Origin of the sequence: Nocardia sp. CA-107356 (assembly GCF_050946365.1) — a bacterium.
Taxonomy (GTDB): Bacteria; Actinomycetota; Actinomycetes; order Mycobacteriales; family Mycobacteriaceae; genus Nocardia.
Map to the genome: position 1 here is coordinate 8505165 of NZ_CP191992.1, position 23091 is coordinate 8528255.

Annotated in this window: 8 protein-coding genes; all 8 read left to right on the plus strand. The window is 63.3% G+C overall.

Features of this window, described 5'->3' with window-relative positions; genetic code table 11:
* The first annotated feature begins 636 nt into the window (after positions 1-636).
* The 8 genes from ACQP1G_RS38390 to ACQP1G_RS38425 all read left to right on the plus strand — a co-directional run bounded on the left by ACQP1G_RS38390 (position 637) and on the right by ACQP1G_RS38425 (position 23076).
* Positions 637-1437, plus strand: a complete 801-nt coding sequence (locus ACQP1G_RS38390) for a helix-turn-helix domain-containing protein (RefSeq protein ID WP_433194576.1) — start codon at positions 637-639, stop codon at positions 1435-1437.
* A gap of 673 nt (positions 1438-2110) precedes the next feature.
* Positions 2111-2431: a hypothetical protein gene (locus ACQP1G_RS38395; protein WP_433194577.1), complete on the plus strand. Its 321-nt coding sequence runs from the start codon at positions 2111-2113 to the stop codon at positions 2429-2431.
* The gene (locus tag ACQP1G_RS38400; RefSeq protein WP_433194578.1) at positions 2428-3474 is read left to right on the plus strand and encodes a tyrosine-type recombinase/integrase; all 1047 of its coding nucleotides are present in this window, start codon (positions 2428-2430) and stop codon (positions 3472-3474) included. The genes ACQP1G_RS38395 and ACQP1G_RS38400 overlap by 4 nt, the downstream gene beginning before the upstream one ends.
* 796 nt (positions 3475-4270) lie before the next feature.
* A complete protein-coding gene (locus ACQP1G_RS38405; RefSeq protein ID WP_433194579.1) occupies positions 4271-5401 on the plus strand; it encodes a serine/threonine-protein kinase in 1131 nt (376 codons plus the stop codon).
* A 65-nt stretch (positions 5402-5466) separates the two neighbouring features.
* Positions 5467-8502 (plus strand): SNF2-related protein, encoded by a 3036-nt coding sequence (locus ACQP1G_RS38410; RefSeq protein ID WP_433194580.1) that lies wholly within the window; start codon positions 5467-5469, stop codon positions 8500-8502.
* Positions 8499-14000 carry a hypothetical protein gene (locus tag ACQP1G_RS38415; RefSeq protein WP_433194581.1) on the plus strand — a complete coding sequence of 1834 codons (5502 nt, stop codon included), beginning with the start codon at positions 8499-8501 and terminating at the stop codon, positions 13998-14000. Before ACQP1G_RS38410 ends, ACQP1G_RS38415 begins: the two co-directional genes overlap by 4 nt.
* Positions 13997-20773, plus strand: a complete 6777-nt coding sequence (locus tag ACQP1G_RS38420) for a DEAD/DEAH box helicase (protein WP_433194582.1) — start codon at positions 13997-13999, stop codon at positions 20771-20773. Before ACQP1G_RS38415 ends, ACQP1G_RS38420 begins: the two co-directional genes overlap by 4 nt.
* Positions 20770-23076, plus strand: a complete 2307-nt coding sequence (locus ACQP1G_RS38425; protein ID WP_433194583.1) for a UvrD-helicase domain-containing protein — start codon at positions 20770-20772, stop codon at positions 23074-23076. The genes ACQP1G_RS38420 and ACQP1G_RS38425 overlap by 4 nt, the downstream gene beginning before the upstream one ends.
* Positions 23077-23091: the final 15 nt, after the last annotated feature.

A 23091-nucleotide genomic window follows, 5' to 3' on the forward strand; every position in this document is an offset into this window, starting at 1 on the left:
CTGGATTCGGGCATGCCAAATAACCCTTCATCGTGAAGGCGGGAAATAGTGATTTATGGCCTGGATGCGCGGGGGCGGGCGCTTTTCGAGGTGCCTCCCAGCAGCGAATACGCTTCTGGGAGGCCGCTTCTCAGGTCTTACCAGTCAGATGAAGGGCAGGATGAGCGCCAGTGCCTGTCCTGCGACGTACAAGCCATTCGACAGCAGCGACAGAGCGGCATTCGCCCATCCCAGAATAGTGAGCGGGTCCAATGTGGTTTCCTTTCAATCAGTTTGGACTTGCACTTCACATCCAAACCTCGAAACCACCGGAAAAGCTAGGGTTTACGTTCACCTATTTTTAGGTGAGGAATGGATCGTCAAGTTGCTAAAGTGCCATCATGCAGGGTGTTTGCTACCCACTTCATGATCTGATCGGCAAAAAAGATTTTTCGCGGATTCCCTCTGCGGCAGCATCATTCGATGCGTGCGCGACCCCACGAACCCCGCGATCCAGCACGATCGGCGGTTTCCCTCAGATGGAAGATGTTGCCGGGGCCTACCTGTTCTGGTAGACACAAAGCTGGTGCTTGGGGGCAACCGATCATCGTATCGCCGCACATCTCGCAACGGAAGACACCAGAAGGGGGGGACTCCGTGAGTCCCACATACCGTTCGAACAACAGCAGGCTCAAACCGCAACCGTCCATCCCGACGCTGGGGACCACGTTGCGACTGATCAGAGAAAACCTGGGACTAGCACGCTCCACAGCTCGCGACCGCCACGGCATCAGCGACTCATACCTGTTCGAGATCGAAACCGACAGGTATGTACCGAAACTAGAGACGCTCGAGGCGATCATCGCCGGCTACAAGGTCGACTCACTGCTAGCACGTCACCTGCACGAACTACGTGCTCCGGCCGAGGATCTGGCACCGGTGGACAAGCTTCGCCAGTCCGTGGCCGCCAACATCGATTGGATAAGTCACCTCGACGACCTCGAACGACGGGGCGTGTTCGCGGCATACGTGGATCCGATATGGAACGTCCTGGCCTGCAACGACTTGTTTCACTCAGCCCTACCCGGCATCGAGAAGACCGACTCGATCCCAACCTGGATTTTCAGCCCCATAGCCCAGCAGGTCTTTGTCGACTGGAACCGCGAGGCCGCTCACTCAGTCGCCTACAACAAGGCCATCCTCGGCATCTACCGCGACTCCCAACAAGCCCGCGACCTCATCCGGCAGCTCGGGCCCAACAACCAATGCCGTCGCCTCTGGGCAGCGAGCCTGTCAGTGACCTACGGCCGCGACACCGACCACCTTCTACATCACCGCGACGTAACGACCGGCGAGCTCCGCTCCTACCGGATCAGCATCGCTCCGCACACCGAGGCACTCGATGTCTACCTCGTCACCGCAATCGGCAAACCGTACTCCGGACCCCCAGGTCCATAGCCGCCATGCTGTCGCCAGACACGCAGGCGTGACACGCCGCATCCGAGTATTCAACCTCGCGAATCCATCTGCCGCCGATGATCTTTCCACTGCTCACCGCCAGCTCTCGAGGCCTTGGTACCACCGGTCCAGCAACGATGCAGGGTCGATGGGGGGAATCTCACACCGGGGCCACAACTACAAAGAAGCATCGGCTTCGGAAGCCTCGCCCACGGAATTTGCTGACGCGAGAATCATGAACTGGGCTCTCCAATGGAACTCACGACGCCCTTGTAATTGGTAAAAAAGATACGGCCAATGCCCCCTGTGCACACAGGTTCCTGTTTGCACAGGGGGCGTTCTCCCCGCAGTCACCCGGAAACGCGACGGCGAGCAAGCACAGTTCGGCCGCCGAGTTGCCGGGTGCGGAGCCAACAACGACAGATGACCCCCGGCACTCAGCCGAACGCTCGGCACACTGATCGCTGCACCGAAAGTGGCGAAATCACTGGCAATCCGGTTTTATGGAAGATGGGAGAATCAGCAGACTGGGGCAGAAACGAGTCCCATGTCAACTCAGCACGACCACGTGCCCGCTCGCTCAGCGTCGGAGGTCTCCGGACTTCCGCTACCCCGAGCACCTATCGTGGCCACATCCGACTCCCCGCCATCGCCATTGCACATCGCAGTTTCGGTGATCAGCAAGCGTGGGCGCCTGTCAGGCGCCGATGTCTTTCAACCGATGGGCTGGCTACAGGGCCACACCATCGAATACTCAGTCGCCGAGCAAATCGTCGCATTGCGCAGTGCTGCTCCCACGCGAAAACACCCTAGGATCGGCCAGTTCGGGCAGATTTACGTTCCAACAGCGGTGCAACAAGCCGTGGGTATCTCGCCACGAGATCATCTACTTCTCATGGCATACCCCGCCCACGACGTCGTCATCATCCTTTCCCCGACAGTGGTGTACACGGCCTTGTCACCCATGTTGGCCTTCTTCACGGTCTCGGCATGAGCACGAACGAACTCGAGGTTGCTCGACTCTTCCTGGAACGCCTAGGCATCCATCCCGAAGAATTGCTCAACCCGACGACGGCCGACGCGGGCATTCCTACGTTCGACGAATACGTGCCTCGAGTCACCGCTGCGGTTTCCCATGGCACCCGACGAACCTACATCCCGTACTGGCGTCACATCGCTGAACGCTGGCCCGACCGAAGACTCAATGAACCATCAGCACTCGAGCTGCAGACACTCGTCGAGGAAACGAGGCATAACGCCGTCGTGCGCCGCAACAGCCGCGACGGGCGCTCAGCCGCCGAACATATGGTCGGCGCACTCCGCTGCATGTACCGATTCGCGGCAAACGACGGCTTCGTCTCAGCTTCCTACAACTCGTCTCTGCACATCAATAAGCCCAGACGCCTTCCGAGCACCCGCCGTGCGCTGTCCCCCCGCCAACTCGCGCAGATCAACCACGTCACCACAACAACAGGCAACGACCCAGACCTCGACACCCTGCTACTGCGACTCCATCTCGAAACAGCCTGCCGCACAGGAAGCGCACTCGCTCTTCGCCCCGAAGATCTCGACACCGAACAGTGCCTAATCAGGCTGCACGGCAAAGGCGGTACCGTCCACTGGCAACCAGTCTCGCCCACGCTGATGAACAGACTGTCCACACACAGTGAGAGAAGCCCTGATCCCGGCGAGCAGCTACTGCGATACCGGAACCGGCGTCGGATTACTCGCCGTCGATACGACTACATCTGGCAGCGGATCGGCCGCGAACTCCCCTGGGTCGCAACACAACAGATCTCGACCCACTGGTTACGGCACACCACACTCACCTGGGTCGAACGCAACTTCAACTACGCCATCGCCCGAGCATTCGCCGCCCATGCCGAACCAACCGGACAAGACGGGGCCACACTCATATACACACGAGCGACCACCGAAGAAGTCGCCATGGCACTGTCGATACTCACCGGAGAACAACACCCCCTCGCATCCCTCGACCACCAGAAAACACCATTGACGCTGTTCCCACCTACGTGATGGCTCCCGAACAGCGTATGGATCCGCGCCTCGGAATATTGGGGCGTGGAAGGAACGCCGGTCCGGGTGGCTAACAAGGCACCCCCGCCACGGGCCAAACAACCACGGTGCCGGTCGCCATCAACAGACGATCGGCAACACAATGGACAACATTCGATCGGTGATTCCACCCGCGCCGCAACCCATTTGAAGCCCACAACAGTCCGAAACCGAACCCTCGACAGAAACGCGACGATGGCCTGCCACTCAGCTACTTCCATCGAGGCAGTGAAAACTACTGCAGCTCAACAGAATACAGCACCTACAACAACAATGATGGATCTGTGCTACGCTCCAGCGACGCACAATAGAACCACTCGTGCACACATCTGCACCAATATTGTTGCGGCTGCGTGATCGATTCCCCTCTCGCGCATTACTCGAGCACGTATTTGCATCAAATTTGATGCAAATACGTGCTCGATCACTTCCTCGCACACGTTTGCCCTCGCTCGAGCCGTCGGACGTTGGCGCAGATGCGACAGCGAGGCCGCTCGCGGCACACAGTTCCGTCACCGGTGACACCGCCGCGTGCGCGAGTAGAACTTCGCTCGCCCCTCTGACACTCGGCAACGGCACAACTGCGACGGACGCGTGCGCGAGCGATCCCTCGCACACCCGGCGGGACACGTGGCCATTCACAGTCTCTTCGAGGGATTGACAGTCCGTTTGGCGACTACGCTTGTTGAGCGCCTGTTCGTCTCGGCCGGCGCCGCAGAGACGTGTCGCAGGAGGGTTGGGGCGTTAGATGACGGGGATGCCCGCAAAGATCGACCGATACACCGTGGACCGGGAACTGGGGTCGGGAGGGATGGGCGAGGTCTATCTCGCGCATTCACCGGGCGGTGATCAGGTGGCGGTGAAACTGATTCGCAGCGACAAACACGACCCCGAGACCCGCGCGCGTTTCGAGCGCGAGGCCCTGATCGCGCGGACGGTGATCGGCACCGGCAGGGTCGCGCGGTTCTTGAACGCGGATCCTTTCGCGGAGCGCCCGTGGATGGCCATGGAATACGTTCCCGGTCGGACGCTGCTGACATGTATCGATGCCGATGGTGTGCTGCCCTCGCTGTTCGTCGCGAGTCTCGGTGTGTTGCTCGCCGAAGGTTTGGACGCTGTGCACGCGGCCAAGTTGCTGCATCGCGATCTGAAACCACAGAACGTGATCATGGGCCGGGACGGCCCCATGATCATCGATTTCGGGCTGGGAGCGTTTCTGGACGGGGACTCCGAATCGTTGTCACGCAGCGGAATGGTGGTCGGCACGATTCGCTGTATGCCACCGGAGCAGGCCCGCGGCAGTTCCGAGCTGACGACTGCCGCTGACGTGTATGCACTGGGCGCGGTGCTGTTATATGCGGCGGCCAGAAGGTTCCCCTACGACGGAATCGGGTGGAACGCTGTTCTCGCGCAGGTCACCAATCCCGATATCGGACCGGACCTGCACGGCGTCCCCGAAGACCTGGTTCCGCTGATCGCTTCCATGCTCGCCTTCGAGCCGCGGGATCGGCCGACTCTCGACGATATCGCGGACAGCTGTATCTCTCTGATGGAATCCGCAGGCCGGACTCCGGTCGGCATGCGGCAGGCGTTGATTGCCAGGACCACCTCGGGCGGGATATCGGGAGCCGCTGAGGAGCCGCCACCGGCGCTGATCGAAAGCCGGGACGAGATCGGGAACCACGAGCGCTCACCACTGGACGAAGGACCGGAGGATGCCGAATCCGATGAGTCGGCACCGGCCGAGTTGCCGACCCCGGACACCGGCAAGAAAGAGCGCCGTGAGGTCACTGGACCGCGAGGCCAACGGCCGGCCTCCAGCATCTCCGAGGCGAAGCTGGTAGCGGACGAACTACGTGCGCAATACGCGATGAGCGCGGTGCTGTAGGACAGTGGATGGTTGGCGTGCTGCCCTCGAACCCGGGTAGGCGCCCGATTGGGTCAGGATCTGGTGTGGCGGACGGAGAGTCGGAGCAGATGGTGGGCGTCGAAGCGGGAGCGGCGGATGGGCAGCGTGCAGTCGTCGAGAGTAGAGCCGCTGCCGGAGTCCCGAGCCAGGAAGCCCTTCAGGGTGGTTATGCTCCGGGCGCTCAGGTCTTGATTCGCGATGAGCTGTGGCTGGTCCGCAAGTGCACCGCCACCGCCCACGATGGCTGGATGCTGGAAGTCAGCGGTATGTCCCCGTTCGTTCGTGACACCGATGCGATCTTCTACGACGGCATCGACACAGTGCGGAAGCTGGACCCCCGGAAAACCGAACTGGTAGCCGATGATTCCCCGAATCACCGCCGGGGCCGGTTGTTCCTGGAGGCCGTACTACGCAAAACGTATCTGCCGCAAACCGAGCACGGGCTCGCGCTGGTCGGGAACTTCCTGATGGACGATCAGGTTCATCAGCTGCGTCCGGCCGAGCTGGCGTTGTCGATGAAGAATCCGCAGCCGCGCCTGCTGATTGCCGATGTGGTGGGTCTGGGTAAGACGCTCGAGATCGGTGTGCTGCTCGGGGAGCTGATCCGGCGGGGCCGGGGTGAGCGGATCCTGGTGGTCACCCCGCAGCATGTGCTCGAACAGTTCCAGCGGGAGCTGTGGACGCGGTTCGGGATTCCGTTGGTACGCCTGGATTCGACCGGTATTCAGCGAGTGCAGCAGGAGATTCCAGCCGGCCGAAACCCGTTCGCCTACTTCAAGCGCGTGATCATCTCCGTGGACACCCTCAAAAGCGATGTCTACGTGCATCATCTCGAACACACCGAGTGGGATGCGGTTGTCATCGACGAATCGCATAATCTGATGAACCGGGGCACAAAGAACAATGCGCTGGCCCGCCTGTTGTCCCGCCGAACCGATGCCCTGATCCTGGCGTCGGCCACCCCGCACAACGGTGACATGGCGTCATTCGCGGAGCTGGTCCGGATGCTGGACGAAGCGGCAATCGCCGACCCGAACCACTACGACGTAGCCGATCTCACGCACCTGTATATCCGGCGCACGAAAACTTCCCGCGAGGTGCGCGAATCCATCAAGGACGAGAAGTGGCGCGACCGTGGCCCATCGAAACCGATCGAGGCGGGGGCCACCGAGAAAGAGCTGGCGGTATTCGCCGAGCTGGCCACCTGTTGGATTCCCGCGGATCCGGACACGCCCTCGGTCAGCCGGCATCAGCTTGTTCCGTGGCGATTGTTCAAGTCGTTCTTGTCCTCGCACAAGGCATTGCTCGCGACGATCAAGACCAGGCTCGACACTCTCGGCAAGTCCGCAAGTGATGGCCCGGCCGCTGGTATGCGAAGGCAGACCGAGCGGACAGCGCTACTGGCGATGCAGCAGTTGGCCGCGCGGATCGAAGACCCGGACTCGGCCAAACTGCAGGCGCTCATCGGCGAATTGCGCACGATGGGCATCGGTCCCGGCTCGGAGGCCCGTGTGGTGGTGTTCTCCGAAAGCGTCCCCACCTTGACCTGGCTCGCCGACACCGTCCCGGCCGCACTCGGTTTCCACAGTGGTGCGATCCATGACGAGAAGAAGCCATGGCTGCGTTTCGGCGGCGCGGTGCAGGTCATGCACGGCGAAGCCAACACCGATGAAGAACAACGCAAACTGGTCGAACAGTTCGGGCTACGCGACGACCCGGTACGGATCCTGTTCACCGGGGACGTGGCCTCCGAGGGCGTGAACCTGCACCAGCAGTGTCACCTGCTGATCCACTACGACCTGCCCTGGTCGCTGATTCGCATCGAACAGCGCAACGGCCGGATCGACCGATACGGACAACAGGAACCACCCGAATTCCGCGCGCTGATCCTCACCAGCGACATACCGTGGCGAACCGACCCGGAAACCGGGCAGCCCCGCACCCTCGACGACCGGCTCGTCGGCGAGAAAGTCCTCGCCCGTGAGGCCGAAGCCCACAAACTCGAAGGCTCCGCCGAGGCGGTGACCGGCCTGTATCGCGCCAAGGACGAGGAAGAACGGCTCACCAAGGACCTGATCGCGGGCCGCACCGTCGAGCAGTCTTTCGAACAATCCCGCAGCAGCGGATCCGATTTCCTTGCCGACCTGCTGGGCCAGGTCGGCGCGGTTGCTGAACATTCGGACGTGGCGCGCGCGGATGTGCCAGCCCTGTTTCCCTCCACCGCAGACTATTTCGACGAGGCGCTGCGTCAGGTCTGTCGCCCGAATCCCGAGGACCAGCTGTCCCTGCGCCGCGAAGAGGACGGCACCATCGCCTTCGAACCACCTCGGGACCTGTTGTATCGGCTGAAAGCACTGCCGAAATCGTATCTGGACGAGCAGCGGATCATGCCGCGCAAGGACGAGCCGGCGCGGATGCGGATCACCTTCGCCAAGCAGCTCGCCGACAAACGGCTGCAGGTCGCGCGGGAAACCCGGAAAAGCCAGTGGCCCAATGTTTCCTATGCGACCGATATTCACCCAGTGCTGGATTGGGTCACCGATAAAGTGCTGGTCGAGATCGGCAGGCACAAGGCGCCCGTACTCGCCGCGAGCGTCGACAGCCCGACCTTTCTGGTCCAGGGTGTTTACTCCAACGCCCTGGGCAAACCCACCATCGTCGAATGGATGGCGGTATCCGGCCTGGCCGGCGATCCCGCGGTAGAGAAACTGACCACCGAATTCCTGGAACGTGCCGGTGTCGGCCCTGGGATGCCCGGCCGCGCGGCACCCCATGATCAGCAGGCACTCAGCGAGCTGGTACCGGCCGCGATCGATGCTGCCGAACACCACCTGATCGGCCTGGAAGCCGAGTACCGCAAGCAGATCGAGGCGACTCTCGCTCCCTACCGGCAGCGCGTCACCGGATGGCGTCAGCTGGCATTGTTCGCCAGCGCACGCCCCCGGGAAGCCGAACTCGACCGCACCGCCGACCGGCTGCTGCGCCTGGCCGCCGCCCTGGAAACCGCCAGCGCGCCGATGCTGCGGCTGCTGGCCGTCCTCGAACCGCAGACCGCCGCCGAAAGAGATACCACGCGATGAGCACGGATTTCGATTCCTTTACCAACCGCGGCGAATACTTCTCGGCCCACTACTTCGCCGAACAACTCGGCCCTGACCTCAAAAAGCAGGTGTTCAACTCCTGGGCGATACAGGAAGGCGACGAACTCGACCCGCGGAATACCCCCCGCGAACGGGTCCGCGCCCTGCGCGCCCAGTACCTCGGCGAGGAACGTCGTGGCTACTTCGCAGCGGCCGCGCACGCCGACAGCGACAGCGAATCGCGCATCAACACCTACGGCAATCCCGAATGGGTCAAGAAGCTCGCCGAATGGCATCAGCTGATCCTGCGCGCTCTCGGATACGGGGACAAAGACACCACCGCGGACCTGACCGCTCACCGAGCCGGGCGCGACCATCGCGTGTCCGTCGCCTACCACGACGCCGGCATTATCGCCGTGGACTGCGGCTGGTCAACCGACACTGATGCCGCGCTCAACACCGACGGCGCCGGCCGACTGCTCACTGCCTTCCATATCGGCGCGAGCGAGACGTACGAGACCGGCCCGGCACTGGCATCCTGGCTTTTCCAGAGCGAACTGGACGGAGCGGGCGGACCGCGACCCCGTTTCATCCTCCTGCTGTGCGGCGGTGTACTCGTCCTGGCAGACCGGCACACCTGGAACGAAGGCCGCTATCTGTCTGTAAGTCTCGATACCGCACTCGAACGCAACGACCGGACCCAGCAGGGCGAGCTGGCCACCATCGCCGCCCTGCTCTGCCAGGACACACTCCACCCTGGCGACAACCAGACCGGCTCGGTCCTCGACACCCTGCTCGAAGCATCCGCCACCAACGCCGCCGGTGTCTCCACCGATCTGCGCTACGGCCTGCAGCGTTCCGTCGAGATCATCGCCAACGAAGTACTGCGCCGGATGGCCGAACCCGGCAACAACGTCACCCCCGCCGACATCGAAAGCCCCGCTATCCCGTTCGCCCGCGAACTAACGCGGGAAACCCTCCGATACCTGTACCGAATCCTGTTCCTGCTGTATGCCGAAGCCCGGCCCGAACTCGGTATCCTGCCCGCCGATGACGGCTCCTACGAGGCCGGGTATTCGATGTCCCGGCTGCGTGAACTCGTCGCCCGCAGCGAAGAACTCGTCGAAGAGGAAGCCAAGAACAGCTTCCACCTCTACAAATCCCTCGACATCCTGTTCACCAAGGTCAATAAAGGGCACCGCGAATACGGCACCGAACCCGATGACGACCAGCCGGGCGACGACCCCGAAACCCGCAAGGAGAAACAAGCCCGGCGCAGCGAAGACCGTGGCCTGCGCTTCGAACCGCTGCGCAGCGAACTGTTCGAACCCGGAGCCATCCGGCTCATCGGCCGCACCGTTCCCGACCCGCGCTGCGACGACGACCTCGAACCCCGCCACCTCGACCTCCGGCTCCGCAACGAAGCCCTGCACGAAGTACTGCGGCTGCTCACCATGAAAAAGGGCAAACGCGGTGAGCGCGGCGGCTTCATCTCCTACCGCAACCTCGGCATCAACCAGCTCGGCGCCGTCTACGAAGGATTGATGTCATACACCGGCATCGTCGCCGTTGAAGAATTGTGCGAGGTCGCCAAGAGCGGCGACTCAGAACAGGGATCGTGGCTCATCCCGGCGCACAACCAGAAGGAGTATCCCGACAGCACCCTCGTCCACTACAAAGACGACGACGCCCGGAAAGGGCTGCGGGGTGTGAAGAAATACCGGAAGGGCGAATTCGTCTACCGGCTTGCCGGCCGCGACCGGCAGACCTCGGCCTCCTATTACACACCCGAATCGCTGACCAAGGTCACCGTCGAACTCGCCCTGCGCTACCGCCTCGATCAGGAGAAGGACGACGACGGCACCACCATCAAAACCCGAGCCGCCGAACTGCTGAAGTTCAAGATCTGCGAACCGGCACTCGGGTCCGGCGCCTTCCTCAACGAAGCCATAAACCAGCTGGCCGACGAATACCTGCGGCGCCGCCAGGAAGAGCTCGGCACCAGCATCCCCACCGCCGACGCACTCACCGAGAAGCAGAAGGCGAAGGCGTATATCGCCCTGCACAACGCCTACGGTGTCGACCTGAATGCCACGGGTGTCGAACTGGCCGAAGTGTCGTTGTGGCTCAACACCATGCACCCCGGAATGCGGGCGCCTTGGTTCGGTCTCCACCTGCGTCGCGGCAACTCGCTCATCGGCGCCCGGCGTGCGGTGTTCGCCGGAGACGATGTGTCGAGCCCGGCCAAGGAATGGCTGAAGGCCAAGGGGGCGCTCGCTCCGGAAACCCTGCCGTTCGTGAAAGACGGGCAGCATCAAGAACTTCCGCATGAAGCCATCCACCAGTTCCTGCTGCCCGCCCCGGGTTGGGCGGCGGTCACCGGTTCCACGGAAGCCAAACAGCTCGCCGCCACCGAGATCGCACAATTGGCAGCCTGGAAACGGGGAATCCTGCAGCGGCCGAAACGCAGCACCGCGCATCTCGACAGGGACGGCACACCGAAAATCGATACGAAAACCGGTAACCCCAAAGCTGAAGCCCGCTCACAATTCACCCGGCTCCGGGACCTCGCCCGCCGCGCCGAATTCCTCTGGTCCTCGGTGGTCAAACGCATGGAGATCTCCGAACGAGAGATCGCGCGCCGTATCGACGTCTGGCAAGCCGACCCGACCGACCCGGAATTCGCGTTCCTCCAGTACCCGGAACACCCGGCGCCGAAAGAGAAGGTCCTCGAAGACCTGTTCAACGCCGTCGATACACCCTATTGGCGACTGAAGACAGTGATGGATGCCTGGTGCGCCCTCTGGTTCTGGTCCGCCGACAAAACCGGTCTGCTCGATGGAACCGACGGCGAATACACCGCGACGACCGCAATCCAAGACGTCGAAGACCTGCGCGAGGTGCTCGACGGGCTTCCTGCAGCCGGAGAACCACCCGCACCGGAACCCGTTACCGCAGAGACGAAGACTGCGACGGAAGCGAAACCGCGATTCGTCGACATGCTCACCTTGTTCGCGGTCGACGGCGAACAGACATCCTTCGATGACTTCGATCCCGACACCGACGGCGAACCATCCGTCATCCGCAAGCAGATCAGCCCGGCGAAATCCCAGAAGACTCCGGCGAAACGGCCACAGCCCCAGCGCCGCCCGATTGTTCCCTTGACAGACCTCGACGACTGGATCGACTTCCTCGAGGCCATGCTCGGCCGGTCGGATGTACCCGAGGAAACACTGCTCGATACCTTCCAGACGCTGGATGAGCTGAAGGACTTCGAGACCACCCTCACCGGGTATATGCAGATGGACACCGGCAACCCCGAGGACCGGTTCCCGTGGCTGCGGCAAGTACGGGATATTGCGAAGGAGAAGGGGTTCCTGCACTGGGAGCTGGAATTCGCGCTCATCTTCGCCCGGAACGGCGGGTTCGATATTCAGGTGGGTAATCCGCCGTGGGTGCGGCCACGATGGGACGAATCGGCAGTGCTGGCAGAGTATGAACCATGGTTCGAGCTGCAGGAAAATTCATCCACACCCGAGAAAGAGAGTCGTCGGTCCGCTCTCCTGGAGAATTCGAGTGTTCGTAGTTACACCTTGAAAGAATTGACCGATATCAGCGGGCAGGTAGCAATTTTCGGATCGCCACAGATGTACCCGCTACTGACCGGAACCCAGCCGAACCTTTACAGGGCATTTATGCTGCAGGTGTGGGCGCATTCCGCTTGTGACGCCGTAGCAGGAATGGTACATCCCGATAGTCACTTCTCTGGCGATAAAGAATCAAGACTTAGAGAAGAATCTTATCGTCGATTGCGTATCCATGGAGATTTCTTCAATGCATACCACCGTTTCTTTCAGAAGCCGGTCGGTGAATGGACCCACTTCGGGGTACATATCTACGGCGCCATACAAGCTGATATAGCATTCGATCACCTTTCTTGGCTGGTCTCAACGGATGCCCTCCGCCTGTCGTCGGAACACGACGGTTCCGGGATAGGTCCCGGTATCAGATACAAAGGTGGGGCATACGACGAACGTCCTCATCGCGCACGCGTTGTCCGGGTGGACAAAGAACGACTGTCTGTATGGCAGCGGCTGCTCGACGACTCCTCCCAACCGGTCATACAGGCCCGGCTCCTATACCCAGTCAGCATCGACGAAGCAGCGGCCATCCAAGCGCTCGCGGACTATCCGCTTCGCCTGACAAGACTTTCCCCAAGGATTACACCTGGCTACCACGAGAGCGGCGCAAAGAAAGCCAAATTGATTCAGTACAATACAGAAAACTTGCAGCCTCAGGTTTGGCGTCGAGTAATCCTCAAAGGTATCCAGCTCGGAGTCGCGACTTCCATATTTAAGCACTACGATGCCAACCCCAACGACTCCTACGGGACTGATCTTGTCACCCTACCCGAGGACGCGGTACCGGATACCGAGTATGTACGATTTCCCCACCGAACCTTGGAGTACCTGCATGAACAGGATCGTTGGGTCGATTATCGCACCCTTGGATGTCTGCAGAAAAGTAAGGAGGCTGCAGCCAGGGCCCGCAGCGAAATAGCCGACTTACTCGAAATTCCCGATGAAGAAGTAGATCAGAAGAGTATTGACGATGCTCTCGCGAGACGAGCACAACGGAGGTATACCGCCTTCTATCGCCTTGCTTGGCGTCGGAGAGTCGCCTCGAATACCGAGCGATCTCTCTTCGCCGCGCTCGTACCTCCCGGGCTTGCACACGTCGATGCCGTACACAGCTTGGCGATGCGTGAAAATCGCCTGACAGCACTTGTTGCAGGATTCTGGGCTGCACTGCCATTGGATTATTTTCTTCGAATAACAGGAAGGGGAGATCTGCGCATCGGTGACGCTGAGGCAACACCGGCTCCCTCGACGGACCATCCGCTGGCTTCTGCCTTATTGCTGCGAACACTCCGACTCAATTGCTTGACCTCCGCCTATGCCCGCCTGTGGGAGGAATTGTATGAAACAAGGTGGAGTAGTGAACAATGGGCTTGTGAATGGCTGGGGCTGCAACCTCTCGAAACCGCAGCCCCAAAATGGCGCCCCGCGACACCCCTCCGTTCAGAACGCGCTCGTCGTGCCGCGCTCGTTGAGATAGATGCGCTCGTCGCGGTCTGGATCGGCATGGATGCCGATGCGCTGATCGCAGCTTACCGCGGACGCTTCTTCGTACTGCAGAAATTCGAGGCCGTGACCTGGTTCGACGCCAACGGCTGGAAGCTCGCCGGTGATGCGCGCACCTACGGCCAGAGGCAGACCAAGGATTCCTGGAAACAGTCCGAGTCGTACCGTGTTGCGGTAGAACAAGATCGAGACCCGAGTGGCCTCCCGGTCCCGGACGGCTACACCGCTCCGCTCTATCAGGCAGACCGTGAAGCGGAGATGCGGGCAGCGCATGCGGTGTTCCAGCGCCGCCTCGACGAGGCGGTCGCTCGCGGCGAGTGGGATCCGGCGACACAGGAGGTGCCGAAGCCGTGAGGCCGACACTGCAGGCGCGGGGGCTCAAGGAGAGTCTGCTGCAGTACCTGTCTACAACCTACGCGCTGAGTGACGAGGGCGCCCGGGAGGCACTGCATCGGTTCCTCGGCGATGAAACCTCCGGAATGTTCCGCGGCCCGTATCTGCGGATCCGCACCCCGTTCACCACCGCCGAGGACAGCTGGGACGAGCATTTGGATTGGTGCCCCGCGGGATTCACCCCGTATGCGCATCAGGCGGCGGCGTTTGCGCGGTTGACCTCCGCTCGCGGTCACCTCCCGGAACCGACGCTGGTTACCACGGGCACGGGTTCCGGTAAGACGGAAGCTTTCCTGTACCCGGTGCTCGACCACTGCCGCCGGGAGCGGGAAGCCGGCCGGACCGGGATCAAAGCGGTATTCCTGTATCCGATGAACGCTCTGGCCACCGATCAGGCGCAGCGTATCGACGCACTGCTCAGGAAGCACAGCGAATTGGGCCGGTTGCGGGCCGGTCTCTATATCGGTGACCGGGCCGCGACCCGATACGAGAAGGTGGACACCCGGCGTTCGGACATGCAGTTGTCCGCGCCGGACATCTTGTTCACGAACTACAAGATGCTGGACCTGCTGTTACAGCGGGAGGAGGATGCCCCGCTGTGGCGGGAGTCGGATATCCGCTACATCGTGGTGGACGAATTCCACACCTACGACGGCGCCCAGGGCACCGATGTGGCAATGCTGCTGCGCCGCTTGGCCGCCGTTGTCGGGGCATCGGAGCCGGGACGGCCGCTGGGCGACATCTGTCCGGTGGCGACCTCGGCGACCTTGGGCTCGGGGACCGGCGAGGACGGTGCACAGCGGCTGCTGCAAGTGGCGACCGCGGTATTCGGGACCGAGTTCACCAAGAAATCGATTATCGGCGAGAACCGCCTGCCGGTGGAGGATTTCATTCCGCTCACCAGGGTAGCGATGCAACGCCTGCCCACCCCCGACGAACTGCTCGCGCTCCCCGACCCGGCTTCCGGGGCGGAAGCGCTCCTCGACCATATCGAGGCGGTGACCGGGGAACGTGAACCGGATCGAGATTGGCTGGACAAGCACCCGTTCAACCGGAACGAGCCGTCCGACGCGGATATAGCACTGCGCGCCTGGCTGGGCGATAGGTTGCGGCGGCATCTGTTCACCCGGGCGGTGCTGCAGGCGCTGGACGGGAAATTGAAAACCAGCGCCGAGGTGCTGGATGTGATGTGGCGGGCCGGTGCGGCGGGGTGGGCCGAGGCGGTGGCGCGGCAGCCGGAGAAGGCTGCCGAGGCCTTGGCCCGGTACGTGGCGCTGCTGTCGTATGCGCGGGACCCGAATTCGACACCGGACCGCATATTGCCGTTTGTGCAGGTCGAAGTGCATCAGTGGGCGCGGTCGGTGTCCCGTCTACTGCGTGGAGTGCTGCCGTGGCCGCGGGCGGAGTTCCGGTGGGATGTGTCCGGGGCGGTGGAGTCGGATACCGACGGGCGGGGTGCTCCGGTGACCACGGCGACATCGGCGCAGAGCGCGAATCTGTTTCTGCCTGCGGTGTATTGCCGGGATTGTGGGCGGTCGGGGTGGGCGGTGTTCTCCCCGGAGAGCGACGACTACGAGATCGAGTTCGATACGTTCAAGATCCGGCGGGCTTCGCTCGGGCAGGACAAGGTTCGGGTGCGGAACCTGATCGCCGCGACCACCCAGGAAGCACAGGAGGGATCGGGGGCGGCGGCGATGCCGGCGGCCGGTGCGGCGGGGCAGGGCGCCGGCGGCATGCTGATGGTGCTGGACGGGCCGCGCAGCCGGTTGCGGCTGCCCGATCCAAAATCCGACTACGACGCGGAAACCAAAGAGCCGCGGTTGGCGGCACAGGATTCGGCGTTCGTGCTCGTGTATTTCGCCGGTCCGGCCAATACGGCCGCGCGGGAGGACTGGTGCCCGGCCTGCGGGGAACGCAACGCCATCCGCTACCTCGGTACCGGGGCGGCAGCTCTGGCTGCGGCCTCGATCACCCAGTTGTTCACCGGAGGTGAACTGGACAAGAAGCTGGGTGAAGACCGGACGCTGATGTTCAACGATTCGGTGCAGGACGCCGCGCACCGGGCCGGGTTCGTCGCCAGCCGGTCCTACACCTTTTCCTTACGTGCGCTGCTGGCCGAACATCTGAACCATGAGCAGCCCACCGCGCTGAACGATCTGATCGCCGATATGGTCGAGGCGACGACCGACCCGGAGATCCTCGCCGCAGTGGCGCCGCCGGATCTGCATCGGTACCCGGGTGTGCAGCGACTATTGTCCGGCCAGCTACTCCCGGGCAAGAGAAGTCGGCAGGTGCGGCGGCTGATCGGGCAGCGACTGGCCTTCGAAACCTTCATGGAGTTCGGGTTCCGTTCCCGCAACGGCCGCACCCTGGAGCTGACGCGCACCGCGGCCGCGCATGTGCACATCAACGACCCGGACGCTGTCGCGGCGGCGGTCCGGCGGATCCACGAGGAGAGCACCGGCGACAAAGTTCCGTTGATCGCCCAGGACGACGCCCGGTATCTGGCCTTCGTCCGAGTGCTGCTGGAGCGGGTGCGGACCCGTGGTGCGGTCGCGCATCAATGGCTGGACCGGTATGTCGATGAGGCCGGGACCAACCGCTATCCGATCTGGGGTGGCCGAGCGCCCGGGATGCGGGCCTTTCCCCGGCGGATTGCGGCGCCGACTTTCCTGTTGGGGACGCCGAAGAGCAATAGCGAGTTCGACTCCGCAACCGGTCGGCTGTCCTGGTACGAGCGGTGGGCCGGCCGCTGCCTGGAACTGCCCCGGGAACGATCCCCGGAGTTCTGGACCCAGCTACTACCCGAGCTGAACCGGCTCGGGCTGCTGGCGGCGCGCAGCCCGAACGACAGTTCCCTGCGCGTGTATGGCCTCAAACCCGGGCATATCGCCGCCCAACTGGTGGACGACGCACAGGTGTCGTCGGCGTTCGTGCGCTGCCGGGTGTGTTTCTGGGAGCAGACCGTGCACCCGGCACTGCTGGATCAGTGGCACGGCCAGCCCTGTCCCTCGTATCGGTGCCGGACCGGTCGCCTGGTGGCCGGTGACCGGCGGGAAGAACTCGGTGTGCACCACCGCGACCGGGACTTCACCCGCGACTATTACCGACGCCTGTACCGCGAGGCCGGCACCTACCAGGTGGTCACCGCCGAACACACCGGCATGCTCACCCGGCCACAGCGGGAAGAAGTCGAAGCGGCGTTCAAACATCGGAAAGGGTTCAACAGCCCCAACGTTCTCTCCTGCACGCCGACCCTGGAGATGGGTATCGACATCGGGGAACTGTCCGCGGTGGTGCTGGCCGCGCTACCGCGGCGGCCCGCGTCCTACGCCCAGCAGGTCGGCCGGGCCGGGCGCCGGAGCGGGAACGCCTTCCTACTCACCATCGCCGACCGCCGCCGTCGCGATCTGTACTTCCTGGAGCGCCCCACCGATCTCATCGCTGGCACCATCGTGCCGCCCGGCTGCTACCTGTCGGCGATCGAAATCCTGCGCCGCCAATACCTGGCACACCTGCTGGACCTGGCCGCCGCCGGGAAACTCGTGCGCTCCGACGGCATCGTCCTGCGCGCCATTCCACACAAGGCGCCCCGGTTGTTCGGACCGTCCGGTTATCTCGCCGATCTGGTGGAGTTGGCGCTGACGCGGGGTGATGAGCTCGTCGCCGGATTCCTCGCCCTCTTCCCGGTACCGGAGGATGAGCGGGCGAAGTGGGAGCAGACCACTGCCGAACTCCGCGACTACGCCACGCATGGGTTGCGGTCGGCGATCGAAGCGGCCGAACGGGAATGGTTCCTGCAACAGCAATCGCTGCGCGACCGGCTGCGCGAAATCGATGAAGCCCGTGCGGAACTGCACGACTCCGATCCCGACCAGGCCGAGCAGAAGGACGAACTCGATGCCGAACGCCGTGGTGTCGGGCGGGCGCTGATGCTGCGCGGTGACACCCCCGCTCAGAACGCGTTGTGCGATCTGGGGCTGCTGCCCAACTACGCTCTGGTCGACTCGACCACCACCCTGGCGGCCACCGTATACGGCACCGATCCGGCCAACCCCAAGAAATTTACCTCCGACACCTTCGAATACGAACGGCCGCGGCGGCTCGCACTCGAGGAACTGGCGCCCGGAAACACCTTCTACGTCAATGGATTCCAACATCGCATTAGCGGAATCCAGGTCGCCATCGGAGGACGGCAGGAATGGCGCACCTGGCGGGTGTGCCCGGGTTGCGGGTATATCCGCTCCGAGAACGCGCACGCGGACCGGTCGCCGTGCCCGCGCTGCGCCACCGACCAGATCGCCGACGACGGCTCCTGCCTGTTCAAAGTCGTCGAACCCGCCACGGTCACCGCCCGGGACAAACGTGAGGATGCCCGGATCCGAGACGACAAGGACGACCGTGATCGCCGTGCCTACCAGGTGATCGACGCGGTCGATATTCCGCAGGATGAGCTGGAACCCGGTTCGTGGCGGCATGCACGTCAGACGTTCGGTGTCGACTACTGCCGTCGTGCCGTGATCCGGCGGATCAACGTCGGACCGGCCCGATTCGACGCCCCCGGCCGTGACGATTTCGCCGGAATGCGAGTACGGCTCAACCCGTTCTACGTCTGCACTGCCTGTGGTGCCGCCAGCGCCGACGGCCAGCCGGTCTTCGACCCGCATATCGACGAACTCGATTCAGCCGCCGCCCGCAGTGGCCGTCTCAAACACCACCGACCGTGGTGTCCACTGCGCCGCGGCAAGAAACCCGAGGCCGGTGAGGAACCGGTACTGCTGGCGCACCAACTGAAGACCGAGGCGCTGCGGATCTTGCTTCCTGCCGCCGCCGCGAATGTTGACGCGCGCGTGTATTCGTTCCAGGCCGCCCTACGACTCGGAGTGGACCTGTACTACGGCGGAGATCCGCAACATCTGGACACCACTGTGACGTCCATGCCGGACCGAAACAGTGGGGAACGCCGCTGGTTTCTCGTGCTGTTCGATTCCCTGCCCGGCGGTACCGGTTACCTCGACCGACTCACCGATCCGAACGAATTCCGGAAAACCCTCAAAGCCGCACACACGCTGCTCGAGACCTGTTCGTGTGCTGAGGAACAGCGCCGAGCCTGCCACCGCTGCCTGTACCGCTACACCCCGGAACGCTTCCAGGACATCGTGTCTCGTCAGGCCGCACTGACTATGCTCGAATCCCTGCTGTTCACCGAGGACGGCACGGACGGCTGGGAAACCACCGGAGTCGAGCACACCGGGCTGGTCGGGCTGGACGCACAGGTGGAATCCGATCTGGAAGCACGGTTCCTGTCGGCCATGCGCGACTGGGTGAAGGTGACCGACGATGTCTCCCTGGACGAGGACAGTCACGCGAGCGGGCACCTGCGGTTCGTCGACACGGCCGCCACCGGCGATGTCACCCACTGGCGGCTGACCGCGCAACAGCGACTGCAGGACACGATCACCGACTTCACCTTCACCCGGGTCGACGGCCCCGCCCAGACGGTCAAGGTCTACCTGGAAGGTTTCCGGTTCCACGCCACCCGCGACCACAACCGGATTGCCGACGACGCCGCCAAACGAACCCGCCTCCGCGCCGAGGGCGCCATCGTGTTCCAGATCACCTGGGCCGATATCGACCTGTTCGAACAGGCCACCACCCGAACCCGGCCGGTGTGGCCGCCGTACCAGGCGTCCGCGCAGGAACAAGCCAAACGCGCGTACGAACAATACGGCGGGCAACGGGCCCGATTCGCCACCACGGTTTTCGCCAATCCAATCGACACCCTCATCGACTACCTACGGTGCCCGGACGCCGAAGAATGGGGCCGGCGAGCCCGCGCCCTGGTCACTGGGCTCACCCGCCAGCCCGGCACCACTCCGGTCGTGGCGACCGGTAGTCGCCGGGAACTGGTCGCGGCTGTGCAGGATGAGCTGGCCGCCCTGGCCGGCATCGAACAGCGTGATCGGCAGCGAGCGGTGGACACGGCTGCCGTCGGCCCGGCCCATATCTTCCGCACGCAGGACGACTCCGGGCTGCCGACCGTGCTCGTACTGGACGCCGGCTATCCAGAAAACCTGAAGTGGACCGCCCTCACCGTTCTGGACGATCGTGACGCGGTCCTGGACAGCGCCGAGCACAAGGACCGCTGGCGGTCCTGGCTGTACTGGACCAACCTCACGCAATTCCTGTCCCTGGCAGGCGGTGACGGCGTGCAGCTGGCGAGCAGCCGGGTCGGTGACTTCGAGGCCGAAGTACTCGCCGCCTGCGGCGGGGTCGGTGAACTCGATTCCCTCCTCGGCGTTCCCGCACAACCGGCGGCAACTTCGATATCGGAACGGCCGCAACGACAGACCCCGGAGACCGTCCTCACTCAGATGCTGCGGGACAAGGTTTGGGACACCGACATCCTGGACATCTTGCGCGACGAACCCGAGGAATCGCCAGACCTGCTGCGACTGGCAGAACTGCTCGCCGACCGCGGGAAAAGAGCACCGGTATTCGGCTACGAACTCGGCGCCACCAGCCGATGGCCGGCCGACTTCGCCTGGCCCGGATCGGATATCAAAGTGGCGGTGGTGCCGCCACCGCGCAATGCGGACGACGAGGAAGCCCGGCGCCGCGACGCCGCCTACACCGCGGACGGCTGGATCGTACGCACCGCGGCCGAATGGCTCGATCACCTGGACGACCTCCTGGCAAGGCTTCAGGATATGGAAGGAGGAATGGCCCGATGACCGCCCGGCTCAGCCTGTACCGGAAGGCCGAAGAGGAGCTGTACAAGCTCGACCGCTCGGTCAAAGCCAAGTTCTACGACTTCAGCCACAACTTCCGCGAAAACCCCGACCTGCCGGGATTGCGCAAGAAACCACTCAAAGGCGACTCCCGAATCTGGTCCTTTCGCATCGACCAAAGCTATCGGGCGCTCATGGTGCCAACCGGCCGCGATCCGGACGGAGTCGAAAGCTGGCTCGTCATCGCCGTACGGCACCGCAAGGACGTCTACGAAGAACTCCAGGTCGCGATCAACCGCATCACCGGGGAAATCGAGTTCGTCGATATCGCCGTCGTCGGTGACAGCGCCCTCCGCCGCGCCGGCATCACCCTCACCCCGGCCGAACCCGAGCCCGAGCAGGCTGCCCCCGAGCCCGCCCGACCTGAGCCGGAGACCGAGAACTCGGATACGGGATCACCGTTACTAGCCGGATACACCGCCGAGCAACTCCGTGAACTGGGTGTCGCCGAGCAGGTACTCGACCTGGCGCTGACGGTCACCACCAGCTCTGAACTCGACGAACTTGTCGCCACCGCCCCACTGCTGTCGAAAGATGTGCTGTACGGCCTGGCAGCCGGGATGGATATCGACGAAGTACGCCGGGAAATCACCACACCGGCCAAAATCGAAGCCATCCCGGATCCGGACGACCTGGCCGCAGCCCTGGCCCGCACCAAGGTCCGAACGGTAGACGACGACGTGCGCTCGGCCATCGAAGAAGGCGACTTCCGCGCCTGGAAAGTCTTCCTGCACCCCACCCAGGAACGCATCGTCCACCGTCACTACAACGGCCCAGCCCGGGTCTCCGGCGGTCCAGGCACCGGCAAAACTATCGTCGCCCTGCACCGCGTAAAACACCTCGTCGAACAGCTACCGCCCGGCGATGACCGACCGATCCTGCTGACCACATTCACCAAGAATCTGACCACCGACCTGCGCAACCGGCTGGCCTCCCTCATCGACCCCCGCATGCTGAGCCGGGTCGATATCGTGCACATCGATCAGCTTGCTGCCCGCGTCATCGGCGAGAACACCGCATCCGGCCGCGGCAAACAGCGTGTTTTCGACACCATCGCCCGCACCGAACTACGCCAGCTACAGACCGAACTCGACGACCACCGCTTCACCTCCGAATTCGTCTTCGACGAATGGGAACAGATCATCCTCGGCCAGTCCATCCCTACCCGCAGCCAGTACTTCCAGGCCCGCCGGGCAGGCCGCGGACAAGCACTCACCCGCCCCGAACGCGCCCATATCTGGAAACTGGTCGAGCAGTTCACCGCGCGACTGGACAAACTCGGCATCGAAACCTGGGGTCAGGCCGCCGAACGCGCGGCTCGATTCGAGATCGAACGCGCCACAAAGATCGCCGAACGCCGCAACCGAGACAACGATCCGGACAGCCTGGACAGCAGCTCGGGCGTGCGATATCGCAACCACCGCTACCGGCACATCGTGGTCGACGAAGCCCAAGACCTGCGACCGGCACACTGGAAAATGCTGCGCGCCATGACCGACCCCGGACGACCCAATGACATGTTCATCGCGGGCGACACCCACCAGCGCATCTACGACCACCAGATCGCGCTCGGCGCCCTCGGCATCAATATCCGCGGTCGTGCGTCTCGCCTGACCCTCAGCTACCGCACCACCAAGGAAATCCTCGCCCAGGCCCTCCACATCATCGACCCCGCGAGCGAGCCGATCACCTACGACGACCTCGACGACGGCACCGATACCCTCGCCGGATATCGGTCCGTTCTCCACGGGAACCCACCCGAGTTCACCGGATACGACACCTGGAACGACGAACTATCCGCCCTGACCGAGGTGTTGCTACGGTGGCGGGCAGAACTCTCCACCGATGCATCCGGTGCACCGGTCGACCCCAGCGGCCGAATCGCGGTCTGCGTCGCCGACCGCGACCTGGTCGGCCGCATCGCCCATCACCTGTCCACCACCGGAATCACCTGCGCCGAGCTCACCAAAGACGGCCTCGACGCTGACGGCGAAATCCACATCGGCACCATGCACCGATTCAAAGGTCTCGAATACCAACGCCTCGCCATCGTCGGAGCCGGCGACGGCACCATCCCCCGCAGCACCATCGAGCGCTACCGGACCGACGACCCACCGCGTTATGACCGCGAACACCGAAAAGCTCGGTCACTGCTATTCGTCGCCGCCACTCGGGCCAGGGACGTTCTGCGGGTGAGTTGGCACGGCAAACCCAGTCCCTACCTACCCGTTGGGAACGGCTGTTGATCCGCTGTCGAACAG

Excerpts from the sequence above, each read along its gene's own strand:
- ACQP1G_RS38405 (WP_433194579.1), top strand. The coding sequence starts at position 4,271 with ATGCCCGCAAAGATCGACCGATACACCGTGGACCGGGAACTGGGGTCG.
- ACQP1G_RS38425 (WP_433194583.1), top strand. The coding sequence starts at position 20,770 with ATGACCGCCCGGCTCAGCCTGTACCGGAAGGCCGAAGAGGAGCTGTAC.
- ACQP1G_RS38400 (WP_433194578.1), top strand. The coding sequence starts at position 2,428 with ATGAGCACGAACGAACTCGAGGTTGCTCGACTCTTCCTGGAACGCCTA.
- ACQP1G_RS38415 (WP_433194581.1), top strand. The coding sequence starts at position 8,499 with ATGAGCACGGATTTCGATTCCTTTACCAACCGCGGCGAATACTTCTCG.